This is a genomic window from Povalibacter uvarum (assembly GCF_014202975.1).
GTDB classification, from domain to species: Bacteria; Pseudomonadota; Gammaproteobacteria; order Steroidobacterales; family Steroidobacteraceae; genus Steroidobacter; species Steroidobacter uvarum.
Map to the genome: position 1 here is coordinate 34,553 of NZ_JACHHZ010000003.1, position 25,939 is coordinate 60,491.

The 25,939-nt window shown below is 63.0% G+C and carries 20 protein-coding genes; 6 read left to right on the forward strand and 14 right to left on the reverse strand.

Annotation, left to right across the window (positions count from 1 at the left end; all coding sequences use genetic code 11):
- Position 1: 1 nt before the first annotated feature.
- The 5 genes from HNQ60_RS11660 to HNQ60_RS11680 all read right to left on the reverse strand — a co-directional run bounded on the left by HNQ60_RS11660 (position 2) and on the right by HNQ60_RS11680 (position 6,411).
- Positions 2-1,135 carry a hypothetical protein gene (locus tag HNQ60_RS11660; RefSeq protein ID WP_184331935.1) on the reverse strand — a complete coding sequence of 378 codons (1,134 nt, stop codon included), beginning with the start codon at positions 1,133-1,135 and terminating at the stop codon, positions 2-4.
- Entirely contained in the window at positions 1,132-1,509 is a 378-nt protein-coding gene (locus HNQ60_RS11665) for a transmembrane 220 family protein (RefSeq protein WP_184331937.1), read from the reverse strand. The genes HNQ60_RS11660 and HNQ60_RS11665 overlap by 4 nt, the downstream gene beginning before the upstream one ends.
- A complete protein-coding gene (locus HNQ60_RS11670) occupies positions 1,503-2,417 on the reverse strand; it encodes a TatD family hydrolase (protein ID WP_184331940.1) in 915 nt (304 codons plus the stop codon). Before HNQ60_RS11670 ends, HNQ60_RS11665 begins: the two co-directional genes overlap by 7 nt.
- Positions 2,414-3,361, reverse strand: coding sequence for an EboA domain-containing protein (locus tag HNQ60_RS11675; protein ID WP_184331942.1), 948 nt, complete (start codon positions 3,359-3,361; stop codon positions 2,414-2,416). Before HNQ60_RS11675 ends, HNQ60_RS11670 begins: the two co-directional genes overlap by 4 nt.
- A 95-nt stretch (positions 3,362-3,456) precedes the next feature.
- Positions 3,457-6,411 carry a TonB-dependent receptor plug domain-containing protein gene (locus HNQ60_RS11680; protein WP_184331944.1) on the reverse strand — a complete coding sequence of 985 codons (2,955 nt, stop codon included), beginning with the start codon at positions 6,409-6,411 and terminating at the stop codon, positions 3,457-3,459.
- Between the two features lie 275 nt (positions 6,412-6,686).
- Between HNQ60_RS11680 and HNQ60_RS11685 the strand changes: the two genes are divergently transcribed.
- Together HNQ60_RS11685 and HNQ60_RS11690 are read left to right on the forward strand one after the other, a co-directional pair.
- Entirely contained in the window at positions 6,687-7,436 is a 750-nt protein-coding gene (locus tag HNQ60_RS11685; RefSeq protein ID WP_184331946.1) for an FKBP-type peptidyl-prolyl cis-trans isomerase, read from the forward strand.
- Positions 7,437-7,729: 293 nt separating this feature from the next.
- Positions 7,730-10,705 (forward strand): CBM96 family carbohydrate-binding protein, encoded by a 2,976-nt coding sequence (locus HNQ60_RS11690; protein ID WP_184331948.1) that lies wholly within the window; start codon positions 7,730-7,732, stop codon positions 10,703-10,705.
- Positions 10,706-10,811: 106 nt separating this feature from the next.
- On the opposite strand, the gene HNQ60_RS11695 is transcribed toward HNQ60_RS11690, so the two are convergent.
- A complete protein-coding gene (locus tag HNQ60_RS11695) occupies positions 10,812-11,783 on the reverse strand; it encodes a LysR family transcriptional regulator (RefSeq protein ID WP_184331950.1) in 972 nt (323 codons plus the stop codon).
- A 392-nt stretch (positions 11,784-12,175) separates the two neighbouring features.
- Between HNQ60_RS11695 and HNQ60_RS11700 the strand changes: the two genes are divergently transcribed.
- Entirely contained in the window at positions 12,176-12,493 is a 318-nt protein-coding gene (locus HNQ60_RS11700; protein WP_184331952.1) for a PilZ domain-containing protein, read from the forward strand.
- Positions 12,494-12,579: 86 nt separating this feature from the next.
- A complete protein-coding gene (locus tag HNQ60_RS11705) occupies positions 12,580-13,314 on the forward strand; it encodes an HAD hydrolase-like protein (protein WP_184331954.1) in 735 nt (244 codons plus the stop codon).
- Positions 13,315-13,380: 66 nt separating this feature from the next.
- On the opposite strand, the gene HNQ60_RS11710 is transcribed toward HNQ60_RS11705, so the two are convergent.
- The 5 genes from HNQ60_RS11710 to HNQ60_RS11730 all read right to left on the reverse strand — a co-directional run bounded on the left by HNQ60_RS11710 (position 13,381) and on the right by HNQ60_RS11730 (position 21,244).
- Entirely contained in the window at positions 13,381-14,385 is a 1,005-nt protein-coding gene (locus HNQ60_RS11710) for an alpha/beta hydrolase (RefSeq protein ID WP_184331956.1), read from the reverse strand.
- A 51-nt stretch (positions 14,386-14,436) separates the two neighbouring features.
- Positions 14,437-16,773, reverse strand: coding sequence for an outer membrane protein assembly factor BamB family protein (locus HNQ60_RS11715; protein WP_184331958.1), 2,337 nt, complete (start codon positions 16,771-16,773; stop codon positions 14,437-14,439).
- A 42-nt stretch (positions 16,774-16,815) separates the two neighbouring features.
- Positions 16,816-18,213: an MFS transporter gene (locus tag HNQ60_RS11720; RefSeq protein WP_184331960.1), complete on the reverse strand. Its 1,398-nt coding sequence runs from the start codon at positions 18,211-18,213 to the stop codon at positions 16,816-16,818.
- A gap of 140 nt (positions 18,214-18,353) precedes the next feature.
- Positions 18,354-19,142: an EthD domain-containing protein gene (locus HNQ60_RS11725; protein WP_184331962.1), complete on the reverse strand. Its 789-nt coding sequence runs from the start codon at positions 19,140-19,142 to the stop codon at positions 18,354-18,356.
- Complete coding sequence (locus HNQ60_RS11730; RefSeq protein ID WP_184331964.1) at positions 19,139-21,244, reverse strand: outer membrane protein assembly factor BamB family protein; 2,106 nt, start codon at positions 21,242-21,244, stop codon at positions 19,139-19,141. Before HNQ60_RS11730 ends, HNQ60_RS11725 begins: the two co-directional genes overlap by 4 nt.
- 89 nt (positions 21,245-21,333) lie before the next feature.
- Here HNQ60_RS11730 and HNQ60_RS11735 point away from each other — a divergent pair, with 89 nt between their 5' ends.
- On the forward strand, positions 21,334-22,011 hold the full coding sequence (locus HNQ60_RS11735) for a TetR/AcrR family transcriptional regulator (protein WP_184331966.1): 678 nt from the start codon (positions 21,334-21,336) through the stop codon (positions 22,009-22,011).
- Positions 22,012-22,045: 34 nt separating this feature from the next.
- A complete protein-coding gene (locus HNQ60_RS11740; protein ID WP_184331967.1) occupies positions 22,046-22,762 on the forward strand; it encodes a hypothetical protein in 717 nt (238 codons plus the stop codon).
- Positions 22,763-22,833: 71 nt separating this feature from the next.
- Here HNQ60_RS11740 and bioD read toward each other — a convergent pair whose 3' ends face one another.
- From bioD to bioA, 3 genes are read right to left on the reverse strand one after another with little or no spacing between them, the layout of a single operon-like run.
- The gene (gene bioD, locus HNQ60_RS11745) at positions 22,834-23,457 is read right to left on the reverse strand and encodes an ATP-dependent dethiobiotin synthetase BioD (RefSeq protein WP_184331969.1); all 624 of its coding nucleotides are present in this window, start codon (positions 23,455-23,457) and stop codon (positions 22,834-22,836) included.
- Complete coding sequence (locus tag HNQ60_RS11750; protein WP_184331971.1) at positions 23,454-24,566, reverse strand: aminotransferase class I/II-fold pyridoxal phosphate-dependent enzyme; 1,113 nt, start codon at positions 24,564-24,566, stop codon at positions 23,454-23,456. Before HNQ60_RS11750 ends, bioD begins: the two co-directional genes overlap by 4 nt.
- The gene (bioA, locus tag HNQ60_RS11755) at positions 24,563-25,840 is read right to left on the reverse strand and encodes an adenosylmethionine--8-amino-7-oxononanoate transaminase (RefSeq protein WP_184331974.1); all 1,278 of its coding nucleotides are present in this window, start codon (positions 25,838-25,840) and stop codon (positions 24,563-24,565) included. Before bioA ends, HNQ60_RS11750 begins: the two co-directional genes overlap by 4 nt.
- Positions 25,841-25,939 lie beyond the last annotated feature (99 nt).

The window sequence follows — 25,939 nt, forward strand, 5'->3', positions numbered from 1 at the left end:
GTCAGCGCGCTCCGAGGTCAATCTGGGAGATGAAGCCCTGGAGCGGCACCACGTTCGCGCCCTGCGGAATCTTGCGACCCGGAGTTCCCATTCCTTCGCTGATCAGCAAGGTGTCGCCCCGGAGGACGATGTTGGTGGGCGCGTCGAGCCCGTTCGCAATGACGACGACGTCGCGGCGATCGCGGTCGATGCGCAGCACCCGACCCGAGAATCGCTTGAAACCGCCGTGACTGGCACGCTGCCACATCTGGTCGCGAGTCTTCAGCGGGTCCAGGAACTCGTCGCAGAACTCGAGCACGTAGATGCGGCCATCCTTGTCGACGACGAGATCGGTAGGCACCGTCAAGCCTGTAACGACGTCGGCCATGGCCGCGTTGTCCGGATTGATGCGAATGAGCTTCGCCGAGCGCGGCTCGATCTCGGTTCCATCGCCGCCTGTTTCACCTTCGGTCGATCCGCTGAACAGGCTGACCAGCGTGTCGCCGGTACGATCGTCGAATCTGACATAGGCGGGAACCGGTTGCTGACCACTTGCCAGCAGCGGCACTTTCGCGATCACGTGGACCTTGCCGTCGCGCTCGACGCGAACGACTTGATCGCGAGAGCTCGAGGCTGCAACCCAGATCCGACGGCGCGGATCGTAGGTGATGGAGTTGAGATTGCCTTCGGCCTCGCCCAACGGCTTGACCGAGTCGCCAGCGATTTCGAACAGCTGGCTCGGGCCGTCGAAGATGGCGTGCGTCGCGAGCACTGCTCCGCCGCCGGTGGCAATCGATGCCATGCCGAAGACCTCGTCCCGGCGAACGTGCTCGAGAATGTTGATCGAGTACTGCTTGTCCAGCAGCACCCGACGCTCTCCCGCCGAGTCGAAGCGGCCGTCGCGGTCGAGGTCAGTCAGCCGCGCCAGCCGGCTCGTGTTTTCGTTGGCCAGGTCACCCAGCCCTGCTTCAGCGACGAGCAGCGATCCATCAGCTAGCACGTGCACGCCGCGGGGGTTGTCGAGATTGTGCGCGATGATCGTGCGCGGCTTCAGCTCTTCACGGATCTTGAGCGGCACAACGATGGCTTCGGGCGTATCGGCGGCAGCGGCCGTTGCGAGTACGCAGCAGACCAGGACGGCAATCGATTTCTTCATGCGATGACTTCCGGGGATTTGCGGGAGGCAAGATGTCGCGCGTAGAGAAAGAGGCCGGCCATCCACGCAACGCAGATGACGGCGCCCCATGCCTCACGTACGAGTTCATCGAGGTCGTTCTTCATGCCCATGGTCTGAAAGGCATGAGTCGACGTGCGCAGCAGGTAGGGGCTGAGCATCAATCCATAGACGATGTGCGGAAGGCTCGCGAGGGCGATCCAACGCGTGGACAATCGGCCGGCGAGCGCCGCCAGGCTGGCAGCTGCGCAGATCCCGTAGAGCGACATCCAGACGATCGGGTCGGGGTCGTTGTACTGCATCGCGACGGCGTATGCGAAGAACACCAGTCCGAGGATCCAGAGAGCTTTCAGCATGACTTCTCCCGGAGTGACGTGAGGCCGCCTTCCACGCGCGGGGCCTGGCCGCGCAAGACGGAGTTGTCCGCGAACAGTTGGCGCTGGTCGATCGACGGCGACGCGTTGAGGGATTCGACATCAATCTGGCCGGACTGCTGATACGCGGCGAGGGCGTTGGACCATGTCGTCGCTTCCACGTCGGATGTGGCGATGCCCGATGTGAGCATCAATGCCGCGGTTCGAGGAACGGAGAGCGCATCACTCACGCCCCAGTCAGCGGAGCTGTCTACGATGATCCGTTCCGAGCCGTAGCGCCGAACGATCTCGACCATGCGCTCGGAATCCATCTTCGTGTGCGGATAGATGGTGAATGCAGCCCACGCTCCCGCGTCGAGCACGTCGCGAACGGTTTCTTCGTTGTTGTGATCGATGACGAGCTTGCGCATGTCGACGCCGGCTTCGCGAGCGACATCGATCGAGCGGCGAATGCCGCGCTTCTTGTCCCGATGCGGCGAATGGACCATCACGACGGTGTCCCAGGCGACGGCCATCTGAAGCTGGGCCTGGTAGGCCCGCTCTTCGGCGGGCGTAATCTCGTCGTAGCCGATCTCGCCGATCGCGACGACCCCCTCCTTGAGCGCGAAGTGAGGGATCAGCTCGAGCACCTCGCGCGCCAGGCCTTCATTGTTCGCTTCCTTCGAATTGAGGCCGATCGCGCAGAAGTGGGCGATCCCGAACTGTCCGCAGCGAAATCGCTCCCAGCCCACCAGGCTCGAGAAATAGTCGACGTAGCTGCCTATCGTCGTGCGCGGCTGGCCGAGCCAGAACGCCGGCTCGATCACCGCCCGGACACCTGCGTTGGCCATCGCCTGCAGGTCGTCCGTCGTTCGCGACGTGATGTGGATGTGCGGGTCGAAAAACTTCATTGCCGGGCCTTCGTGGGAGTGTCCTGCTGGAGATCGCCAAATGCGGCCTGCGTGACATCGCCGTGGTGCGCCTGGGCCAGAGTGGGCTCGAGATCGCCGAGCCAGCCGCCGAGCCATTGATGGACTTTCGGCAGCTGACCGGCGCGTGCTAGAGCGAGCAATGCAGCCCGGCGACCGCGCAAGTCGCCACGACGAAGCTCAGTGCGCAACGCATTGAGCGCGCGCTCCTCTCCATGTGTTCCGAGGCACAGCCACAACTGCGGTGGAACCGGCCGACCGGCGCTGCGTCGTTCATCGACAAAATCGAGCGCCATGCGGGCGAGTTCGGGCGACAGGCGTGCGTCGAGACCATGAACACGCCACAGCGGGGCATTGAGGAATACGGCCTTCATGATGAGCTGGTGCCAGGCGACATCGTCGAAATGCGCCGCCGGAAACTGCGAGTCGCAAGCCACGGCCTCGAAGACCGAGCGCATGTTGCTCCGGCAGCCTTCGCCCGCTCGCCACGCGAAGCGCGCGCCGTCCGGCAGTAGTGGCAGTGCGCGGTACAAGGCGCACAACTCGCCTTCGTCGGCATAGCGGAAGCACTGCTCGAGCGCTTCGACGAAGGCGTCCCGATCGAGGTCGCGATGCGCGAGCACGAGCAGAACGCGCAATGCTTCGAGCTGATTCCAGTAAGGGATGTTGATGTCCATCTGCGCCGCGGCTGCGAGCGCCAGTTCGTCCGGCGTCGGCTCGAAGGCGACGCGACGGCGGGAGTGACGACTTGCGACGGCAATCAGTTGGGAGAATCGGGTTGCATCGATGCCGGCGCCAATCTCGGAGACAGCGCGGGCGACGAAGTCGCTTGCGTCAGCAGCGAGGCGATCCTGCAGCAATTGGCGGAGGATCGTGAAGCGTGCCTGAGGGCTCGACGGCGTTGTAGGAGCGGGCGATGCGTGCATGAGGGGTGAACCGGTGCGGGATCCTTCATCAGCACTGGCACCAGGCGACCGACCTCCATCGGTCGGCCGCCTGTCCTGCGGGTTGAGGTGAACGATCAGAACTGCTGACGCAGACCCAATCGATAGGTGCGGCCGAGGGCATTACCGACGTACGAGTCGTAGCTGAGTTCCGTGCGTGCGAACGCCGGATCTTCATCGAGGACGTTGTCGACCGTCAGGGACACCGTCGTCTTCGATGCGAGCCGGAGCTGGTAGCTGAGATCCCAGATCGTGGTCGCCTCGATCGTCCGTCCGTTCGGATTGGTCGCGAACAGCGCCGTTCTGTTGTCCTCGTAGCTCGAGACGTACGAGACACCGACATTGAAGTTCTGGATGCCGATCTCGTAGTTCACGAACGCAGAGGCTTTCAGTTCCGGCAGCGAGTTCTGCCCACGGTCATAGTTGAGGTAGCCGACTGCATCGAACGCAGCGACCAGCGGCACGCCACGATACGAGAGCGCGTCAACTTCGTAGTTGAGGATGTAGCTGCCGTACGCGGACAGATCGAGTGTTCCGCCGAGCACGTTGTCGAAGGTGTAGCCGAGGTCCAGGTCGACACCCGACGTTTCCACCGGTGCGCCGTTGATGGTATCGACGCGCACACGCAGCAGGTTGGCGCCAGTCGTGACTCCCTGAACGCACGTGTTGCCGCCGTCGAAGGTGACGAGGTCACGCATCGGAGCCGAGCAGTCCGCGAGGCCGCCGGGCGTCGGCACGACGTTGGACGCGATGCCGTTGAAGGGCGGGGCAGTGATCGGATCTTCGAACTTGAACTGCCAGTAGTCCAGCGTCGCCCGGAAGCCGCCGATCTCGGTGATGATGCCGGCATTGAGCGTGTCCGCGGTCTCGGGTTTGAGATTCGGGTTGCCGTAGGAGTCGACTGCGCGCGAAGCGAAGTTCGCGGCAGCGATGGCCTGCAGGCTCGTGCCCGATCCCGGATCGAGATTCATCGGCGTCGGACCCCGGAACGTCGTGCCTACCGATCCGCGCAGAGCGAGCTGCGGAATGATCTGCCAGCGCAGGGCGAGCTTCGGATTCGTCGTCGACCCCACGCCACCGCCGTAGTCCTCGTAGCGAACAGCCAGTTGTGCGTTGAGGGTATCCACGATCGGCACGTTGAGCTCGCCGAAGACTGCCCAGACCTGCTGATCGACATCGAGTGGCGAGTAGCCAGACAGGAACCCGAACGGCCCCTGCGCCGCGAGACACGTTGCAGAAGGATTCGACGGCGAATCGATGCACGGCGTGATCTGCACATTGGCCAGATCGTTGACCGTGGTTTCGTAGCCGTTGTCCCGATACTGCGCGCCAAGCGCCCAGCCGATCTTGTCGCCACCGAGTGCGAACGGCAGTTCGCCGTTGAGCACGGCGTCGACGACCATCAGTTCCGTGGTCGCTTCGAAATCGAGCGGCTGCTGCAACCATGCGTTGAGCTGCTCGGTGTTGCGCACGGCGGGGTTGTACTGCGGGTTCACTTCGCCGGTAACGACGTTGCGTTCGACCGCGTTCGAGAAGGGATTCAGCCACTGGCACCCGTTCATGCCTGGTGTATTCCCGGTGCAGTTCGGGCCGCCAAGGCCGGCAAGCGCGAGCTGCAAGCGATTGACTGTGATGTCGTAGTTGAAGCGCTCGCCGGTGTTCTGCATGTAGGTGACGCTCACGTCCCACGACGTCGAGTCGCCGATGCTGCCGTCCAGTCCGGCGGACACACGCAGGCCTTCGTGCGATCGCTTGTCGATCTGCGAATCGCCGCCTTGCACGAGGTTGCCGCTCTCGCCGAACGGACGCCAAAGCGCAGTGGCGGTGTAGGAGCCGGCGGGCGCGCCCGCGGCATTCACGCAGCCTTCACCGCCGATCGCGGCGGCGAAGGCGGGATTCTTGATGAACATGTCCTGCAGGCCGGGGTTCGTGCACGGCACGATGTACCGAAACGGCACTGCCGGCGCGCCGGCGTTCAAGGTCTGGCCGGTCGGGAAGTTGTTCAGGCTGTAGGAGGGCGACAGCGGCTGGTGCGGCACGTCCGTGTTCGAATACAGCGCCTCCAGGTGCAAGCCAGTGTTCTCGGTGACGTCGTAGTCGAGTGAGCTGAAGACCTGGAATTTGTCTTCCTCTTCCGCGAGTGCATCGAACTTCATGTAGCTCCACGAGCAGCTCGCGGCGGAAGCGGCAAAGCTGCCCAGCGCGGCGCACTGCGGATCAGCAACATTGGCGGTGCCGAGCGCCGCGCCAGTTGCCGTTACTCGTCGGAACGTGCCGGGATTGCCGCTGCCGGACCAGCCACCCTGCGGGTTCTCGGGATTCGGGCGCAATGCCCAGTCACGATCCGTGCTCATCAGCTCGGAGCGATGCTGGTAGCCGGCGGAGAAGAGCACGCTGGCACGATCGGTCGTCCAGCCCCAGGTGGCGCTCGCGCGATAGTCTCCATCGCTGCCGTCGACGTACCTGTAGTCGGCGGCGAGATCGAGGCCGTCGAAATCGCGACGGGTGATGAAGTTCACGACGCCGCCGATCGCATCCGAGCCGTACGTTGCAGCAGCGCCGTCCTTCAGGACTTCGACGCGACTGATGGCGGCAACCGGAATGAGGTTGGTGTCGACGGCGCCGTTGGCGCTGAGTGCGTTCATCGCCATGCGGCGCCCGTTGAGCAGAACGAGCGTACGTGAAGCGCCCAGGCCGCGCAGATTCACGGAGCCCGTTCCTTCCTGGCCTTGCGAAAGCGCGGCGAACTGATTCGTGTCACCGAGAACGACACCGCTGGACGGCAGTTGTTTCAACAGTTCGACGACTGTGGGCGCGCCCTGCTTCTCGATGTCCTCCGCTCGCAATACATCCACGGGCAACGCCGCGGTTTCCGCGGCACCGCCGATGTGTGAGCCGGTCACCACTATGACCTCGATCTCTTCGAGCTGGGCCGCCAGCGTCACTGTCGAGGCCATTCCCAGCGCCACTGCCACGGCCACCGACGATCCGTGGCGCCGTGCATTCTTCATCGCCTGAGTCTTCATCGTCATCGCATTTCCCCGTGTACGGTTGTGTTCCATTCCTTTTTCAAGCTAGCACATACCGAGAAGTGAAAAAAAGAAGATAATAAAATCGCGATCATCGCTGTTGTGTTGCACAAGCAACGAATGGAGGCGTCGGGCGGGCATCGATCAAAGGCTGGAAAAAAGCCAGGGAATAGTGATTTTCTCTGCAATTCCGGCACCTATCGCCGCGACGCTCGTGGCGCGCCGTCATCCTGGGGGATCTGGAAATGGAGAGCATACTTATGACTCAAATATCGCAAATGAGCAAAATGCATATCGAGGGGAAGCGCATAGTGAGGCGCCGCACGAGCGTCGCTGTCTCGGCGCTCGTGCTGGTGTCACTGTGCGGTTGTTCCGGGCCAGCACCCGATGCGGCGCCGGTCGCTGCGCAGCTGAATGAGGAGCAGCAGACGCTCTACGCGCTCGGAGCGGCGCTGGCGAACAATCTGCGGGAGCTCGAGCTGACGGCCGACGAACGTGCATTCGTTCTGGCGGGATTCCAGGAATCGGCAGCGGGAGAAGCTGCGCGCGTCGACGTGACGAGCTTCATGCCCAAGATCCAGTCGCTTCACCTGCAGCGCCAGGCGAAGGCGATCGCACAGCGACGTGAGCAGGGCGCTGTGTTCCTGGATCAGCAGGCTGCGCAGTCGGGTGCAATGAAGACAGCCACCGGGCTCGTCTATCAGGAACTGACGGCAGGCTCGGGTCGCGGAGTCGCCGAACACGATACGGTGACGGTTCACTACGAAGGCAAGCTTCCCGACGGCAAGGTTGTGGACAGCTCGCGCAAGCGGGCCAAGCCGACTCAGTTCCGTGTGAACGGTGTCATCGCGTGTTGGAAGGAGGCGCTACTGCGCATGAACGTCGGCGGCAGGAGTCGTGTCGTATGTCCGGCGGATCTGGCTTATGGCAACGGAGGCTCTCCGCCTGTCATTCCACCGGGCGCCACGCTGGATTTCGACATCGAGCTCATCGAAGTGTCGAAGCCTGACGATCCGCGCGGGTCGTAGGCAGTCATCGGGTACGGAGATTCGTCATGCGCGGTTGCTGAGGCAACCGCGCGTGCACAATGTCCGCAGTGTCGCAGCGACTCGGAAACCTAATATCCGATGCTCGTGAATTGAAGTCGGCGCATGCGGGTGCTGCCGCATACTTGCCGATGCAGTGCGCTTCGTAACAGTTATGCGATCGCACTGTGGCATCGCGGAGCTTCCGGGGGAACGCCTTCTCCGCGAGCGAGCAGGGCACACGCTCGCCCCGTTCGCAGCCAAAACAGTCTGCGAAGAATCTTTGAGGATCAACCATGAAACAGTTGAGGACACTGGCATGTATTGCCGCGGTGGGTCTCAGTGTGGCCGGCATCATGAGCCCGGCTACGGCTGCTGAGAACTGGCCGATGTTCGGCAAGGGATATGAGAACACACGAGCCACGAGCGACACCGGGATATCGACCGCCAACATCGCGACACTCAGTGTCGTGCGGCGTACGACCGACGGCGGTATCACCGGTACGCCGACGGTGGTTGATGGTGTGGCCTACTACTCGGACTTCTCCGGCTATGTGAAAGCGGTGCGCGTCAGCGATGGCGTCGTCCTGTGGCGCGTTCGCCCGCAGACGACGATGTTGTCGCCATCGCCGTTCGTTACCGCTGACACGGTCTATGTCGCCGGCAACAACTCGTACGTGTATGCGTTGAACCGTACCAACGGTGCCGTGCGATGGACGACGCAGATCGAAACTTCGCCGAACAGCCGTATTTCCTCTTCGCCGATCGTGGTCGGCAACATCCTGATCATCGGCACGGGTTCGTATCAGGTGTTCATTCCAGCAACGCCGATGTTCCGGGGTCGCGTCGCATTCCTGAATGCGACGACGGGCGCGATCCTGCCGTACAGCACCAACATGTGCCCGAGCGCATCGTGCGGCGGCGGCATCTCTGTGTGGTCGACCGCTGCCATCGATGAGGCGGCGCGCACCGGCTACATCGGTACCGGTCAGGCCTATCGCGATCCTGCGGGTCCGTACTCCGACGCGCTCGTCGCGTTCAACATCGACACCGGCGCCATTCGCTGGGCGCGGCAGTTCGTTGCCAACGACGTGTATCAGCTGCAGGGAACGCTGCGGTATGACTACGACGTGGGTGCGGCACCGAATCTGTTCGTCGCGAACGGACAGCGCATGGTGGGCGTCGGCGGCAAAGACGGAACCTATCGGGCGTTCAATCGCGATACAGGCGCGCCGATCTGGAGCACTCCCGTTGGTCAGGGTAGTCCGATTGGCGGCGTCATGCAGTCGACGGCCTATGGCGATGGCCGCATCTACGTCACCAGCAATACTTCGACCATCGGCTCGGGTCGCAACGATCCGGTTCCGGCAACATCCGAAGCATTGGCGCTGGATGCCGCAACGGGAACGCCGGTGTGGGTGCGTCAGCTCGACGCCGGTGGTTTCGGCGGTGTCGCTTACGCGAACGGGCTCATGTACAGCTCGACGTGGGACGGCCGCTTGCGCGTGTTCAACGCGGCCAACGGCAATCTCGTAAAGGAAGTGCAGGTATCGCCGGCGCGCGGTGCCTATGTGCCGGCGCCAACGGATGGATTTCCGAACGGCTCCGCGGGCGGCCCGGTCGTGTACGGCAATCGCGTGCTGATGGGCTATGGCTGGACGTGGGTGCTCAACATCAACGGCGGCCTGACGACGATGGAGGCGACTGTTGGCGGCGGTGGCACGCAGACAGTCACGCTGGCGTCCAGCTCAGACACGTATGTTCAAAGCGGCACGCCGACGACCAACTACGCTTACAACGTGAATCTGCTGGCGCGACTGGCGGATGCGGAAGGGCTGACACGCGCCTCGTTCCTGCAGTTCCCGCTGACCGCGATTCCCGCGGGCACGATCACTTCGGCGCGGCTGCGCATCTATGGCCGTCACGATGCTACGACTGGAACGGGGCAGTCCGTCTCCGTCTGGCCGGGTACCAGGACGACGACGTGGAGCGGGCCGAACGTCACCTACGACAACTCCGATACGGAAACCGGCGTCGATTTCTACAACACGAGCTCCATCGCGACTGCGACCGTGGGCATCACGCCGCAGTACTACGAGTGGAACGTCACGGACTACGTGGCATCGCGTCGATCGCTCGGTCACGCGACGTTCGGTTTGGCGGTCGACTCGGCGCATCAGTACCGCGTCACGTTCAATTCCGCTGACAACACGGCGAATCGGCCTGAGCTCGTCGTGACTGTGAGTGGCGGCGGCGGTGGCGGAAATCAGCTTCCCGGCAGCTGTCCCAGCGGCTTCACGGCGCAGGCAGGCGTGAACCAGGGCTTCATGCACAACGGTGTGGCCCGTGGATTCGTGCTGAATGTGCCGGCGAACACCTCGACGCCCCGCCCGGTCTTCGTCTCGCTGACTGGCTCGGTGGAGTCGACGAACGAAAACCTCGGTGCGCGCGGCGGCACAAGTGCGCTCACGAGCGATGGCTTCCTTGTCATCGGTCCGGTGCGTCGCTGTGCGGGTCAGGATCCGAATGGTTCAGGGACCAGCGTCAACGGCGGAACCTGCAATCAGGCGGGCACGGGCGGCTGGACCTGGAATCCGTGGAATGAAGGCCGTGTCTTCGCCACGGCCGGAGATCCCTGGAAGACAGCTGAAGGTCCGGACTCGCAGTTCCTTGAAGCAGTCGTGCGCTGCGTGGCGGGGAGCTACCCAGTCGACTCGACGCGCATGTACCTAGGCGGTATTTCCTCCGGCGGCACCATGACCAACCGTGCATTGTTGTTCAACTCGGACTTCTGGGCCGGCGGTCTGCCGATCTCGGGTGAGTGGTACGTCAGTCAGGACAACGGTACGGCCTATCCGGGTGCCGATGAGTTCGCTGCACGGCGTCAGGCAGTGATCAACAATCCGACCAAGATCTTCCAGGGGCGCGTGGGTCCGCTGCCGCTTCCGGCATCGCAGAGTCCAATGATCGTCATCTCGGTCTGGGGTGGAACCAACGACGTGTGGTATTGCGGCAGCACCTTGTGTGCCGACTACCGGCCGAGCACACAGGCGGCGTCCAACTACTTCAGTTCGCTGTCCAACGTCGTGCACGTCGCGTGTTCGTCGAGCTACGGCCATCAATGGCCAACGCAGAATCGCGCTGCGTTCAACACGTGGGCAGCTACTACACTGGCGTCGCATCCGAAGGGAGCGCCGGCGTCCTCATTCGTACTGCCGCCGCCACCCGCAGGTTATAGCTGCCGGATCGGTCGCTATACGGATCACTACTAGAGTGATGTGATGTGAAGTCGCCGGGCCCGGAGAACACCGGGCCCGGCGATGGATCGGATGTAGTTCCTGACGGTAAAGACGCCCGCGGTTCGCGGGCGTCGTGCTTTCAGATGAGAGCTTTCTCGAGTGCGCGAGCTTGCTCATCCGTCTCGTGAGCCTTCCCGATTGCTGTGCGAACCTTCGTCACGAGCCAATCGATCGCCGGATCAGAGCCTGCCTGGGCGCGGCGCAGTGCAATCACCGAATGTGACCCGTACTCGAAGGGCAGGGTAAGGATCTGAAGCCGCAGGCTGTCCGCGTAGCGGCGTGCCAGACGCAGTGGGACGGTTGCGACCGAGTCGGTTTGTGAGACGACGGTGAATGCAATCAGAAAGCGCGGCACGCTGGCAACGACCCGACGCGTGATGCCCAGCCGCTGAAGCGGGCGTTCACCCATGTCTGTCATTGTGCCGCTCGCGGTCACGATGACGTGGCCGGACGATGTGTACGTGTCGACATCCAGTTCACCCTGGATGCGTGGATGACGTTCTCGCGCGATCACGCAGTAGCGTTCTTCGTACAGTGCATCGGCGTACAGCGCTTCCGGGATCGGGCAGTCGAAACGGCCGATCGCCAGGTCGATCTCGTCGAGGGTCAGTGCCGTCATCGCCTCGTCACCCATCAGCATCCGGAACGAGATGCGCGCCTGCGGTGCCTCGTGCTCGAAAGCTCGCAAGATCCGGGCGGCGGCGAGCGTGCAATCGAAATCCGCTCCGGCAAGACGGAACTGCCTGTAGGTCGTCGCCGGATCGAATCCGCGGCCGATGTCCATCGTCTCCTGCGCGCGCAGGATCAGGTCATCGATCATCGGCGCGATCTCGAGCGCGCGTCGCGTCGGCTCGAGGCCATTCGGGCGGCGAATGAACAGCGGGTCTTCGAAGAGTTGACGCAATCGGCCGAGCACATGGCTCACGGCCGACTGGCTGAGGCCCAGTCGTTCTGCTGCGGCTGTCGTGCGGCGACAGCGCACGAGCTCACGAAATACCAGAAGCAGCGTTCCGTCGAGGCGCTTGATCCTGTTGCGATCGATGTGAGTCACGATGTCCCTGACCCCCTGCGAAGCTCTGCGCTTGCGTGTCGGCGACGATGCCGACGCGCAGCGCAAGATTGTGGATCGGCACCGCGTCGCTCACTTCACGTGACTCGGTGTCGCCGGTGCAGGCGCTCGCCCCGTCGATGGAACGAACATACCTGCATTACAAATTTTCATTTTATTGGAAGATTATCCTTAGGGGTTACCCTTATTGCAATGAGAATGTGCTGTAATCAGGCCTAAAGCATCACATAAGATAAATATCAGTCGGTTGACTGATTACTGAACGTCCATACCATAGAGTCAGAATCTGTGAACGAGCGTCTCGGGCCGATCGCAGCGCTGCCGCAGTGCGGCGATACGCGATCACGAGCCGCGCGGAGCGGGGGGAGGCTTCGATGCGTGAATCGGGGAGGTTCGAGCTGCCGTTGGGGGCGGAGCGGCGCGGCCAGGCGCGATTGCCTGTTCGCGGGTTCGCCATCATCAAGGGCGGGCGAGGACGAGCGCTGGCACAGGCGGTGGACATCTCCGCATCAGGCGTCTGCCTTTCGCTCTCACACCCGCTCGAGGTGGGGGAGGCCTATCGCCTCGATCTGGAGATTCACGGCGATCCGCCCAGAGTGAAGTCGGTGCTGGCCCGCGTGTGCTTCTGCCTCGCGTCGAACGGTGCCTACAGGATCGGGTTCAACTGTTGCCTGGACGATTTCGTCGAATGAGACGATGTGCCCGTGCCGCCCGGCTGTCAGGGTAAGCACCGCAATGTACGGCGAACGATCGCCTTGATTCGTCAGAGGGAAGATTCTTGCGTCTCAACGTCCTGCTCGATCTGGATGGCACGCTCACCGATCCCCGCGTCGGCTTCGTAGCCAGTATCAATCACGCTCTGGTGAAGCTGCGGATGCCGTCCCTGCCGGAGCGGGTGCTCACCCGTCACATCGGTCCGCCGCTGCGCGAGACGCTGTCGAGCCTGCTCGGCGCGTCGCGCAAGCACCGGCTGGCTGCTGCTCTCAAGCATTACCGCGAGCGCTACGCTGGCGGCGGAGTGTTCGAGTGCACCGTTTATCCCCATGTTGCCGAGGCGCTGGCAAGGCTCAGCGAAGGCGGCGTTCGCCTGTTCCTCGCAACGTCGAAACCGAAGGTATTCGCCGAACGCGTGCTGACGCATTTCTCGCTCCATGAGCACTTCGAAGGAATCTACGGCAGCGAGCTCGATGGCATGTACGCCGAGAAGCACGTACTGATCACTCACATCCTCGATCGGGAGCGGCTCGATCCGCGCGCGACAGTTGTCGTAGGAGACCGCTGCCATGATGTGCGAGCTGCCCGCGCTCATGGCTTGTCATCCGTCGGGGTGTTGTGGGGCTATGGTTCGCGGCAGGAACTCGTGGAAGCAGGAGCGACTTTTCTCGTTCCCGATCCGGAGGCGCTCGTCGAGTCGCTATTGCCGGATCCACGCCGCGTTGCGCGGGCGCGCATGGCAGCTTCTCCGCTGCGGGTGGGAAAGGCTGCGGGCAACGAGCGGCGAGCGATGAGCTAGGAGCGTTCGCTGAGGAACGTCGCGCCGAGATTTCACACCGGCGCGATTGCCCGATCGACGCTCGCTCTACAGGTGCTGGTTGAACCAGTCAGCAGCGGCGTTCGAACTGGTCTCGAACGCATCGTCGATGTACATCTGGAAGTGCGTGACACCAGGTACTTCGATCCACTTCTTCGGTCCCTGGATTTCAGCGAAGGCGGCGCGACTTGCGACATTGCCGCCGAGCTCTTCCTTCTCCGCTACGACCATCAGGATCGGACGTTCACCCAGGTACCGCACGTGATAGAACGGGTAGTACTCGCGCACAGCCTGCTGTGTTTCGACGTCAACCATGCGGCGGATGGAGAACCCTGTTTCGTACTCATCGCCCTGCCCGGTACGTGCGCGTTTGATCGCATCCGCAAGCAGCGCGCCGTCGAGCTTGAGAGGCGCCGGCTGTGCATTGCTGCCGCCCGGAATCTGCGACACGATTGCCTTCACGCGTGCGTCCTGACCGGCGACGGTGATGACGTGGCCTCCGGCAAAGCTTGACCCCCAGACGCCGATGCGCTCTGGGTCAACTCCAGCTTCCCCTTGCAGATAGGAGATCGCGTTGCGGAAGTCTTCCACCTGACGTGCTGGAAGAAGTCGCGTGCGTTTCACCACGATATTCGCCTGCGTGCGTGTGACGCGAACGGCATCGTCGTTCTTCAATCGATCGGTGACGGTCGCAAAGCCGTCGCTGCCGCCCCATCCGCGATAGTCGATCACCATCGCGACCAGCCCGCGCTGCGCCAGGCGGGCGCCGTACTTCTCGATCGAGTTGTGATAGCCAGCCCAGCCCTGTCCGAGAACGACTCCCGGAAGTTTCTTGTCGGTGGAGAAGTTCTTCGGGAAGAAGAGCTTCGCGTAACAGGCAACGCCGTCGCTGTAGTAGGTCACTTCGCGAGTGGTCACGCCCTCGGCAAGCTTGTAAGCCCAATCCTGCTGCGTGAGTCCTCGCTTGATCGGCGCATCCGCCGCCATGGCGTTGCCCCCGAGCGCCAGCGCTGCTACCAGCATCGATGCTCTGATCAGCTTCAGTCGCGTCATGTCAGATCCTCTTCGTGGGTGTCACGTTCGAAAGTGCGGTCGCTGGGAGTTTCAACCTTCAGGCGGCGGCATCGCCGGTCCTGCCGATGGTGCACGTGCTGCACTCGGACGCAGTGCCCTGACGACATATTTCGCGACAGCATCGACCTCATTCGCTGAGAGAGCAGCAGCCAGTGCCGGCATCTGCCCCTGGCCTTCCGCAATGATGAGTGCGACGTTCGCGAGATCGCTGCGCCCCGTGAGCGAGGGGCCGACGCCCCCCTGGCCCGTGGCGCCGTGGCAAGCCGAGCAGACGCGACCGAAAACTTGCCCGCCGAGTGCGAGGTCTTCGGCGCTGACGGCCGCAGCCGCAGCGGTGATAGTCGCACTGACAGGCGCAGCTTGAGCAGTTACTCCCGTTACAGGTGGTGTTCCGTTCTCGCTGTTCCCATCGAGCGTGAGAGCAATCATCTCGGCAGGGCGTCCGTTCTGAGAGACGGTAAGGACTACGTATTGGCGACCGCGATGCATGTAGGTCATCGGCGCTCCAGTCACCAGCGCGGGCATGGATTCCTGCCACAACACCGTTCCATCCCGCTTGTCGTAGACGCGAAGGATCGGACCCCCTGTCTGGCCGGGCAGGCTTCCCGACTCCCCCATGAAGATGAGTTCCTTCGTGAGGACGAGACCCGGACGGATGTCGTACTGGCCCATCCGGTCGAAATCGAGCTTCAGATCCTTCAGCGCCGGATGATTGCGGATGAAGTCCGATGCACCGCCGATCGGAATACGCCACAGATGCTCGCCGCGATTCATATCGAGTGCGATGAGCTCGCTGTACGGCGGCTGCAGGATCGGCAATCCCTGCGGGCCCGTCACAACATGATTGCCCGAAGGCAGATAAGAGTAGTTCGTTCGCGCCGGATCGGCCTTTGCCACTGCGGCGGCATAGGGCTTGTGGCGAATCGGTACATAGAGCACGCCGGTGTCCGGATCGAACGCGCCACCGATCCACTCGGCGCCACCGCCGTAGCCGGGATTGATCCACGTGCCGCGCAATCCGTTCTCGCCCGCAACGACCGGCGGCAGGAACAGCGGCCCCTTGGCGTAGCGCTTCATGATTTCCACCGCCTCGGCGCGAAGCTGTGGCGTGAAGTCGATCAGCTGGTTCTCGTCGTAGCCGAGGAAGGAGAGCGGTGCGGGCTTGCTGGGAAAAGGTTGTGTGGGCGAGGTCTTCTCGCCAGGCACGGTGCTTTGCGGCACCGGCCGCTCGTGGATCGGCCAGATGGGCTCGCCTGTGACGCGGTTGAATGTGAAGACGAGGTTCTGTTTCGTCAGCAATGTTGCGACCGGGATGCGCTGACGATCGCGAACGATATCGTGGAGTATCGGCGCTGCGGGATTGTCGTAGTCCCACAGGCCGTGATGCACGGTCTGGAAGTGCCACACGCGCTTGCCGGTTCGGGCATCGAGCACGAGGATGCTTTCGGCGAACAGATTGTCGCCGGGCCGATCGACGCCCGCGAAATCGTTGGCCGGTGTGTCGGTCGGAATGTAGACGTAGCCGAGCTTGGGATCCGCGCTCATCATCGTCCACGTTCCGGCGTTGCCTCCCCAGCGCCAGCTGTCCGATTCCCACGTCTCATTGCCGACTTCACCGGGGCGCGGCACGACATGGAACGTCCACAATTGCTTCCCGGTGCGCACATCGAAGCCGCGGAAGTTGCCTGGCGTGGCTTCTTTCTTGAAGGTTTCGCGTGGCAGCGATTGCGCGACGATCACATCGCCGACCACGATTGCCGGTGAAACGGAGCGCACGTCGACGCGCGGACGCATGTCATCCAGATTGTCGCGCAGGTTGATCCAGCCATTGCGGCCGAAGCGCGGATCGGCACGGCCGGTGCGCGCGTCGATCGATATCAATCGACCGTCGAGTGTGTTGTGGATCAGCCGCTTCTCTCGCCCGTCGCTCCAGAACGCGAGCGCCCGCGAGTTGAGCGAACCGGTCCCGTTGCCGATGTCGGACGGCTGCGGTTCGAAGGTCCATAGCGTCCTGCCCGTCCCGGCGTCGATTGCAGCGACGCCGTGGTTGAGCCATGGCACGTAGAGGACGCCGTCGTCGAGAAGCGGCGTCGACTTGAAGTTGTTGGAGGCGCCTGTGCTGCTGGTATCCGCGCTCCAGCGCCATGCGATCCTGAGCCGCCTGACATTGTCAGCGCTGATCTGGTTCAGCGGCGCATAGCGCGTCTGGCCAGCGTCGCCTCCCCAGTATGACCATCGAGTGGCATCGTACGTCGGCGACGTCGTGGCTGCGTCTTCTCCCGACGATGCAACGCTGTGCAGGGCGCAGCATGCGACAGCGATCGAAAGCGGGCCGATGCGGGAACGGAGTCGGATCGTTTTCTTCATGCGGGATGCGTGAGGGTGAGCTTCGAGCGCGATCGGTGGCGGCTAGAGGCGAGGCGAGCTTTCCGATTCGCGGCCCCGATCGCTGGCCGGCTGACCAGGATCGTGCGGTTGCACGGAGTGCAGGGCCACGCGATGCGTTTCCTCGAGGCCCCATACGCAGGCGATCGTGATCGCGCAGGCAATGGCGATGTAGATCGAGATGGCGAATGTCGATCCTGACTGGGCAAGCAGGGTTGTCGCGATCATCGGCGCGAGAGCTCCGCCGAGGATGGCGCCTGACTGGTAGGCAAGCGAGACACCGGAATACCGAACCTGCGTACCGAAGAGCTCCGAAAGGAACGCTGCCTGCGGGCCATACATCATCGAGACGAGAACCTGGCCGACCGTGATGCCTACCGTGATCCAGAGAAACGAACCCGTCTCGATCAGGGGGAACAACACGAAAGCCCACACGCCGAGAAGGGCGGCGCCCGTCATGTAGATGCCACGGCGGCCGTGTCGGTCGGAGTAGTCGGCCGCCCACAGGACCATTGGAATCATGACCACCGCGGAGATCAGTACGGCGCTCAGCAACGTGCTGCGCGAAAGATTGAGTCCGCCGGGATCGGTGCCGTAGGCGATGACGAATGCGATCAGGATGTAGAAAGTTACCTGGACCGCGAGGAAGGCTCCGGCAGCCAGCGCAATTTGCCGCGGGTAGGTCGCGATCGCTTGCAGCACTGGTGATTTTGTCGTCGCGGGCTGCGTCGCCTTCTTCACGCGCTGATGGCGCTCGAGATCGCGGAATGCAGGCGTGTCTTCGAGTCTGTGTTGGACGAATGCACTCACCGCAATCAGGGCGACGCTCAGCAGGAAGGGAATGCGCCAGCCCCAGGCCATGAAATCGTCGGTTGAAAGCGTGAACGTGCACACGAGGAAGGCGAGGTTTGCAAGAATCACCCCGAGCGGTGCGCCCACCTGCGCGAAGCTGCCGTAGAAGCCGCGCCGTTGCGCCGGCGCATTCTCAGTCACGAGCAGGACGGCACCGCCCCATTGCCCGCCGATCGCGAGTCCTTGTGCGAATCGCAACGCTACCAGCATCAGCGGCGCAGCCGGACCAACGATTGCGTAGGTAGGCAGGCAGCCGATCAGCGTCGTTGCGATGCCCATCAGGAAAAGCGCGGTGACCAACGCTTTCTTGCGACCGGCGCGATCGCCGAAGTGGCCGAACACGATGCCGCCGATGGGGCGGGCAATGAAGCCGACAGCGAAGGTGCTGAACGAAGCGATGAGGGCTACGAGCGGCGGCATGTCCGACGGGAAAAAGACCGTCGGAAAGATCAGCGCCGCAGCGGTGCCGTAGAGGAAGAAGTCATACCACTCGATGCTGGTGCCAGCGAGTGCGGTGAGCGCGATGCGGCGGATCGGATGTTCGCCGCGCCCTTCAATAGAAGCATTCATCATTCTTTGCCATCACGTCAGCGGTGGGCGGCGTCGCGCGCAATTCGTCGGTGTCGAGGCCGGCCGGCATTCAACACGAGTTCGTGCGCTGCAGAACCGCATAAAGTTGCTTTCGGATATTCAGATGCTGAATAGCCCCGTCAGGGGACTCGGTAGTGCTCGCGCATGAAGTCCATGTCGGCCTGCGCCCCGGTGAAGATGCTGACGGTGTCGGTGTACGGGAAGTCGCCGCTCCAGCGTGGCGCCGTGAACGCGGGCGGGGTGTCCAACAGCGCGGCACGCCAGGCATCGTAGTCGTCGAACCACAGTTCGCACATGCGAACCCATGCGTCGGCGCGTGTGAGCGGATCGGCGGACTTGTAGCTCACGAATCGGCGCAATCCAGGCAGCTTGGACAACTGCGGCGCGTGGACCTGCAGGAACCAGCGTTCACCATCGTCCACGGATACGCCCGCCGGATAACGCACGAAATAGACCCAGCGAACGTATGTCGTACGGTCGCGCGGCATCTCGTCGAGAAATTTCTCTGTCGGAATTGCGGGAACGACGATCTGCGCGATCCGGTTCTTCCCGGGAAAGCGCTGCGGATCGGTGGGGGGAGCCGACAGGGGATAGAAGGCGCCGCGCGATTCGTCTCGCGCCTGAATATTCGGATACCACATCTCAGTGAGTCGATAGCTCACGACGTTGAAGCGCTTGGCTACAGGGTCGGGAACACCGTGCGCGCGATAGCTCCAGTAACGCGAGAGCCACGGACCGACGGATTGCAGCGTCTCCTGCGAATGAGTGCGTCGATACCACTGGTCCAGCAACGCGTTGTCGCCCGGCACTTCCCAGATCGCGGTGAACTTCACCATCTGTGCCTGCGCTGGCGCGGTCGCCAGAGCGGACATCAAGGACAGACAGGCGAGCCAGTGTGTCTTTTTCATTCGCGAGTTCCTTGGTTCACTGTTTGCGGCAACGCGAAGACCCAGAGCGTCGCGCCGCCGTTGGGCGTGCCTGTGAGGCCTGCGCTCTTGAGCATGGCGGTGGCGTGGACGAAGCCTTCGTTGGTGGCGACCGCGATGTACTGCTGGCCGTTCACGCTGTAGGTCACGGGATACGAAACGGGAAAGTTGTCGAGACGCGCCTGCCACAAGAGTCGGCCGTCGCGATCGTCGTAGGCGCGGAAGCGACGATCGGCGGAACCGGCGAACAGAACGCCGCCCCCGGTGGCGAGCATTGCGCTCGTGAACGGGGCTGACTGGCGGTGGGTCCATGAAACTTCGCGCGTGTCGAGATTGATTGCCTTGATGAGTCCGAAGCCGTCGCCCGATTCCTTCTGCCAGCGGGGCCCATTCGGAAAAGGATGCCTGCATGTGTCCGTCAATGGGACGTAGAGTGTTCGACGCCCGGCGTCATAGGAACCAGCCATCAGGTTTCGCGCGCCCAGCAGATCCGGGCAGATGCCCGGTATCGTGATGCGATTGAGCACGGCATCGGTCGCGGGAATGGCGGCGGGATTGATCGTCTTCGCGCCGGTCGAAGGATCGATCGAGGCGATGACATTCTGCAATCCCAGGTCGATCGAGAAGAGATACGCCCCGGTGGCGGCATCGAGCGCTTCGAAGATGGCCAGCTTGCCGCCGGTGACGACCGTTTTGCGCCGCTTGCCATTGACCGTCAGCTCCACCACCTGGCGTTCGAAGGCCCAGTCATGATCGAGCTGATCGTTCGCCTGATGCTGGAAGTACCAGACGAGCTTGCCTGTGTCGGCGTTCAGTGCGAGCGTGCTGTTCGTATAGAGCGCCTCGTTGGTGACACCGCGCTGTTGTACGGGCGATCGCAGCGGCTTTGTGTCATACGTCGGTGCCGCGCCGAAGTACAGGAGGTTGAGATCCGCGTCGTAGGTGCCGCCGACCCAGATCGAGCCGCCACTGCGAGCTTCGAGGGGCAGTCCGTTCCAGCTCTCGCCGCCGGGTTCTCCCGGTCGTGCGATCGTGTAGAAGCGCCACACTTCCTTGCCGCTGTCGATGTCGAGTGCGACGATGAAGCTGCCGCCCTTCACTGTGTGAAATCCGTTCAGGCCGACGACGACCTTGTTACCGACGACGAGCGGTGCGCTCTTGATCTGGAAGTCCTTCTGTCCGCGAGTGTCGATCGCATGATCCCAGCGAACGGCGCCTGTGCGGGTATCGAGCGCCAGCACGCGCACGTCGGAGGTCGGCACCAGCAGCGTGTTCCCGTGGATGGCGACGCCTTTCTTGCCCTGATGGACGGCTGTTCCTTCCAGCTTGCGTTCATGACGCCATAGCAGGTCGCCGGTCGTCGCATCCAGTGCCTCGACGATATCGCCGTAGCTGTACGCGAAGAGCACGCCGTCGTGGACGATGGGCGCCATCATGTTGCCGCCCTGTGGCAGAGACCAGCTCCATGCGATTCGCAGGTCTTTCGCGTTGCGTCGATCGATCTGCTTTAGAGGGCTGAAGCCGAAGCCATCGTAAGTACGACGCCACATGAGCCAGTCGGACGAGGACGGCGACCGCAATGAAGCGTCCGTGACTTCGGTGAGGTGATCGAGGCGGCTTGGCCCGATCGGCACAGTACTCGATGTCTGGCTCGCGGGCGGCGTGCCTTGACGAGTCTCCGCAAAGGCGAGCGTCGGAAGCAGCGACGGATCGGTCGGAACCGGATTCTCACTGCTTGCGATGCCGTTCATCTGCAGCAGATACGCGAACAGATCGGCATGCGCTTCCGGTGGCGCCGGCGCGGCTGCGCCCGGAGGCATGCGAACGAGCTGCGCATGCAGCACCGCGCCGCTCTGACCCACCCATTTGCGTTGAAAAGCTGCGCCGCTCAATGCCGGACTCATGCCCGATCCTTCGAGCGATGCGCCATGACAGCTGGCGCATCTTTGCGCGTAGGAGAGTTTGCCTCGATTCGCCTGTTCGACACTAAACGCGAGCGCGGAAGGCTGAGCTGCCATCGCCGGCACGATGACCGAGGAGAGGATGAGGCTGGTCAGCGCCAGCGCGCGGGATCGGATCTGCATGGAGCTCGGATGAACAAAGCCGCTTGTGGAGATCGGTATAGTTAACTACACTGATCTACGAAACTACAATGTCCGTCGATGAGATCTTCATGACCGACCGCGCCTCGGCCTATCCGCTTCGTACTGCGCGAAAGCACAGCACCCGTGCCGCGTTGGTTGACGCTGCCGCGGAACTGTTCGTGCGCAAAGGCATCGACGTTGCAACGCTGGACGAAGTCGCAGCCCATGCGGGCATGCACGTGCAGACGCTCTACCGGCACTTCCCCAACAAGGCCGCTCTCGCGCAGGCCATTGAGCTCAGGTATCTCGAGCGCTTTCGGGAAAGGATCGAGGATCCCGCGCGGACCGAGGACACGCTCACGTTCTGGCGCAACTGGGTAGAGACGGCCGCCCGGGAAGTCACCGAGCGAGATGGTGGTCGTGGCTACCGGGCGGCAATTCAACAGCGGTTTTCCGCGACGGCGGTGCCGGGAAATCTGCTCGCCAGCTGGTTCGAGTACGAAGAGCTGCTGGCCAAATCGCTTGCGCGAGATCTCGGGGTGCATCCCGATGAAGACCCGCGGCCGAGATTGATCGCCTGCGCTTTGTGGGCAGGCAATGTGAATGCCGCGCGGCGCTGGGTCATGAGCGAAAAGCCTGGCCAGAGCCTGAGCGCTGCGTGCGTAGCTGTCGTCGACGGCGTCGTCTCGCTCATGGGCGGGCAAGCGCTGCGGACAGCAAAGAAAACTACATCCTCGCGCGCTTCCGTCGCGCGTCGCCGTCGATAGTTCTCACAAGATCAGATCTGCAAGGAGTCATCACATGCCGTTGCTGCGATTCGGGCTGGGAAGTCTGCTGGCGATGATGGTGGTTCCCGTTGTCGTCGCGAATGGTGGCGGCGCACGCGTGATCGACCCCGTTGCCGACGCCGACATGCTCGCCTCACGTCCGAACATCAATCAGACGCCGGTCGGTACGTCGGGCAAGTGGACCATGGAGAAGCTGAATGCACTTACCCAGGCAGAAGGCGTTGCGCTCTGGCGAACGCTGCCCGCGCCGACGCTCGAGGAAATGAACGGGCATTACACTGGGCTCGGACCGGGCGCGGATGATCCGGCCTACCAGAAGGGCTACGCGGACTACATGTTCAATGAGAAGTCCGTGCGCGGGTACTGGCTGGGCAAGGCTTTCCATCCGGTGACAGCGACTACCGGCGAAGGCTACAACCGCTGGCGGTTCCCTGGTGGGCGTATCGAGCGCAACTTGCGCATGGCCACGGGCATTCGGCCGTCCATCATCGACGGCAAGCCTGCGTATGTCCTCGACTACGGCGCTTTCAATAAGACGACGCTGTTCGATGAAATTCGCAAGCTCGAGGACGGCATCTACATCGGCACGGCTACGGTTGCGCGTCCCGACGGGACACGATCGAAGCTGGATATGTTCATCCTCGTCGGCCCGACGGATGAATGGGTAGGTGCGCCGTACACGCTCGGGGCAACGCCGCTGAAGGAAGGAACGACGCTGCCGACGAAATGAGCTGCGGCCGGCGGGCGGGCCCATACATATATATATGTGTGCGGCCCGGCCCGCCGCAATGCGGGCCAAGCCTAGCGCCACCCCGCCGTATCAGTCAGCACTCCTGCATCGCAGTGGGCGGCGAGCCAGTCGCGATTCAGTCGATGCAGTTCGTTGGTCTCATCGAACCGGTTCAGCAGGATCGTAGTCGGCAATACCGGCAACGCGCCGAGGGTCAGCTGGATCGCGTTGATCGTGCCGAGCGCTGCATCCGCGATGAGCAGGAATTCATCGACGTTCACTCGAACCAGCAGATCGAGACTGTCCCCGTCATGGGCAATCGGCGAGCGCAGACCGCCGACGGTCTCGACAAAACCGATGTCGCATTCGGCGGGCCATGCGATCTCCGCGACCAGATCGTTCACCTTGATCGGGTCTTGCGACAGGCAGTCTGCCGCCATCGGGGGCGCGAGTGCGCGCGGATACCACCGATGAGACGGGCAGACGACGCATCGATCCTCGCCTGATGCAGCGGCCAGGACATCGGCATCGGTCACCGTTGCGTGTGCCTCGAAGGATTGAACAGGTTTGCGGGCGCTGACGCGAAGTCCCTTCGCACGCAATCTCTCGATGAGTCGGCTGGTGGCCCACGTTTTCCCGATGTCGGTGTGTGTGCCGATGACGCCTACCAGTCGTGCAGGTCGCGGATGGCTCATGCGATCTCTGTGGACTTCGTGTCCAGCGCCTCTTTGAGCCTCGACACCATGGCAAGGTTGTGTCGCGCGGACAGCGTGATCCGAAGACGGGCTGTGCCCATCGGAACCGTGGGCGGCCGTATAGCCGGCACGTAAATGCCCTGCGCCAGCAGTCTCTCGGAAGCCGCGACTGCTGCACCGTCCGCGCCCAGGATGACCGGCACGATCGGTGTCGGATGGGCAGGCGCGATCATTTCGATCCATCGACGCAGTTCGGTGCGCAGCGCTTCGCCGCGCGCGCTGTCGCAGATTTGCAGAGCTGCTTTCGCTGCCGCGGTATCGGCGGGTGACAGGCCGGTCGTGAAGATGAACGTCCGCGCGCGATTGATCATCAGGTCGATCAAGGCGGTTGGGCCGGCAACGAAGCCACCGAGCGAGCCGAGTGTCTTCGACAACGTACCGACGCGAATCACCTCGACATCGACAAATGCGTCCTTCGATACGCCGAAGACATCGTGCGCTTCATCGAGGACCAGCAGCGCATTGTGGCGTCGGCAGGCCGCAGCGATCTGGTCGAGCGGAGCGCAATCGCCGTCCATCGAGAACACGGTCTCGGTCACAACCAGCTTTCGTCCATCCGTCTGCGCAAGCAGGCTTTCGAGATGCTCGACGTCGCAGTGCCGGTAAACGCAGGTGCGTGCGCGGGCGAGGCGGCAGCCATCGATGATGGAGGCATGATTCAACGCGTCGCTGAACACGGTTGTGTCGGCCGTCGCGAGTGTCGTCAGTACCCCGAGATTGGCCGCATAGCCGGAGTTGAACGCGAGTGCGCGGGCGGAGGACTTCCAGGCGGCGAGTGCGGCTTCGAGCTCGTCGTGAAGGGAGCGCGTACCAACCACGAGTCGTGAGGCGAGCGCCCCTGTCCCGAATCGGTCGATGGCATTGTGCGCGGCCGCGCGTACTTCAGGTGCAGAGCTGAGCCCGAGATAGTCGTTCGATGCGAAGGAGATGACGGCCCGGCCGTTGACCTGACCCTCGGGGCCATCACAATCGAAAGCGACTGTCCGCCGCAGCCGCTGTGCGCGTGCGAGCTCGTCGAGCTGAGTCGTCGCCCATTCAGTCCAGCTCATGAGGTGGCCTCATCCAGCGCTGCCGCCAGCGTCAGGACGATTCGCTCGATCTCGTCAGCTGTCGTCGTGAGCGGAGGAACGACCGTTACGACGGGTCCCATCGATCGACACAGGACGCCGCGACGGACCATCGCGATGCAGGTGCGCCTTGCCAGGCGTGCGTCGGTGCGCGTATCGAGTTCGACGGCGCCCATCAGCCCGACGAGTCGAATGTCCTTCACCGCCACTTTCGGGCGAACGTGCGTATCGAGCAGTGCGCGCAGCTGGGATGACCGGGCCCTTACGTTGGCCAGCACATTCATCGAGTGCAGCAGTTCCAGATGCCGCAAAGCCACTGCGGCGGCAAGCGCGTTCCCGCCGTAAGAATGTCCGTGGTAGAGCGTGGCCTCGCTCAGGTCTGCTCCGAGGAATGCATCGAAGACCCGCTGACTGGCAACCGTCGCCGACATCGGCAGGTAGCCCCCGGTGATGCCCTTTCCAAGGCACAGGATGTCCGGAGAAAGCCCGCACTGCTCGCTTGCGAACAGGGTACCGGTGCGGCCGAAGCCGGTTGCGACCTCATCGCAGATCAGGAGTACGTCGGCTGCCCGGCAAGCTGCCTGCAGCGCGGCGAACTCCGTCGATGTGGCGATCAGCATGCCGGCCGCGCCCTGAACCAGGGGCTCGACGACGACGGCCGCGAGACGCGCTCGATGCTCTCTGACCATTGCCGCCGCGACTTTCAATGCATCGGGGTTCGAAAAGGAGGGGGCTCGCAGCACTTCAAAGCGCAGCGGATCGAAGATCGCCGTGCCGAAGCCACTGCCGCCGACAGATAGCGAGCCGATCGTGTCGCCGTGGTAGGCATCGCCGAACGCCAGATACGTGTTGCGGCCCGCGACGCCACGATTGACCCAGAACTGGAACGCGATCTTCAACGCCTGCTCGACACCCGATGCTCCGTCCGAGGCAAAGAGGAAGTGAGGCCGATCGACTGGAACGACCCGGGAAAGTGCCTCAGCGAGCTCGATGACGATTCGATTCCCGTTGCCGAGCAAGGTCGAATGCGCAACGCGGTCGAGCTGCGCGCGCAGCGCTTCATCGAGTTCCGGCACGCAGTGACCGAGCGTGGTTACCCAGAGCGATGAAATCGCGTCCAGATAGCGCCTGCCCTCCGTGTCGATGAGTTCGCGCCCGACCCCTCGTTCGACAACGATCGGCGCGTTGTCCGCGTAACACGCCATCTGCGTGAATCCATGCCACACGACGGCTGCATCGCGCTCAACCCAGTTCATGACTTCCGTATCGCTCCGATCGTCCTGGCGGGCGCGCAGTGTACCTGCTTCGAGCTATCAGCCAAGGCCGTCGCATCAGCTGACAAATCAGTGCAGCGA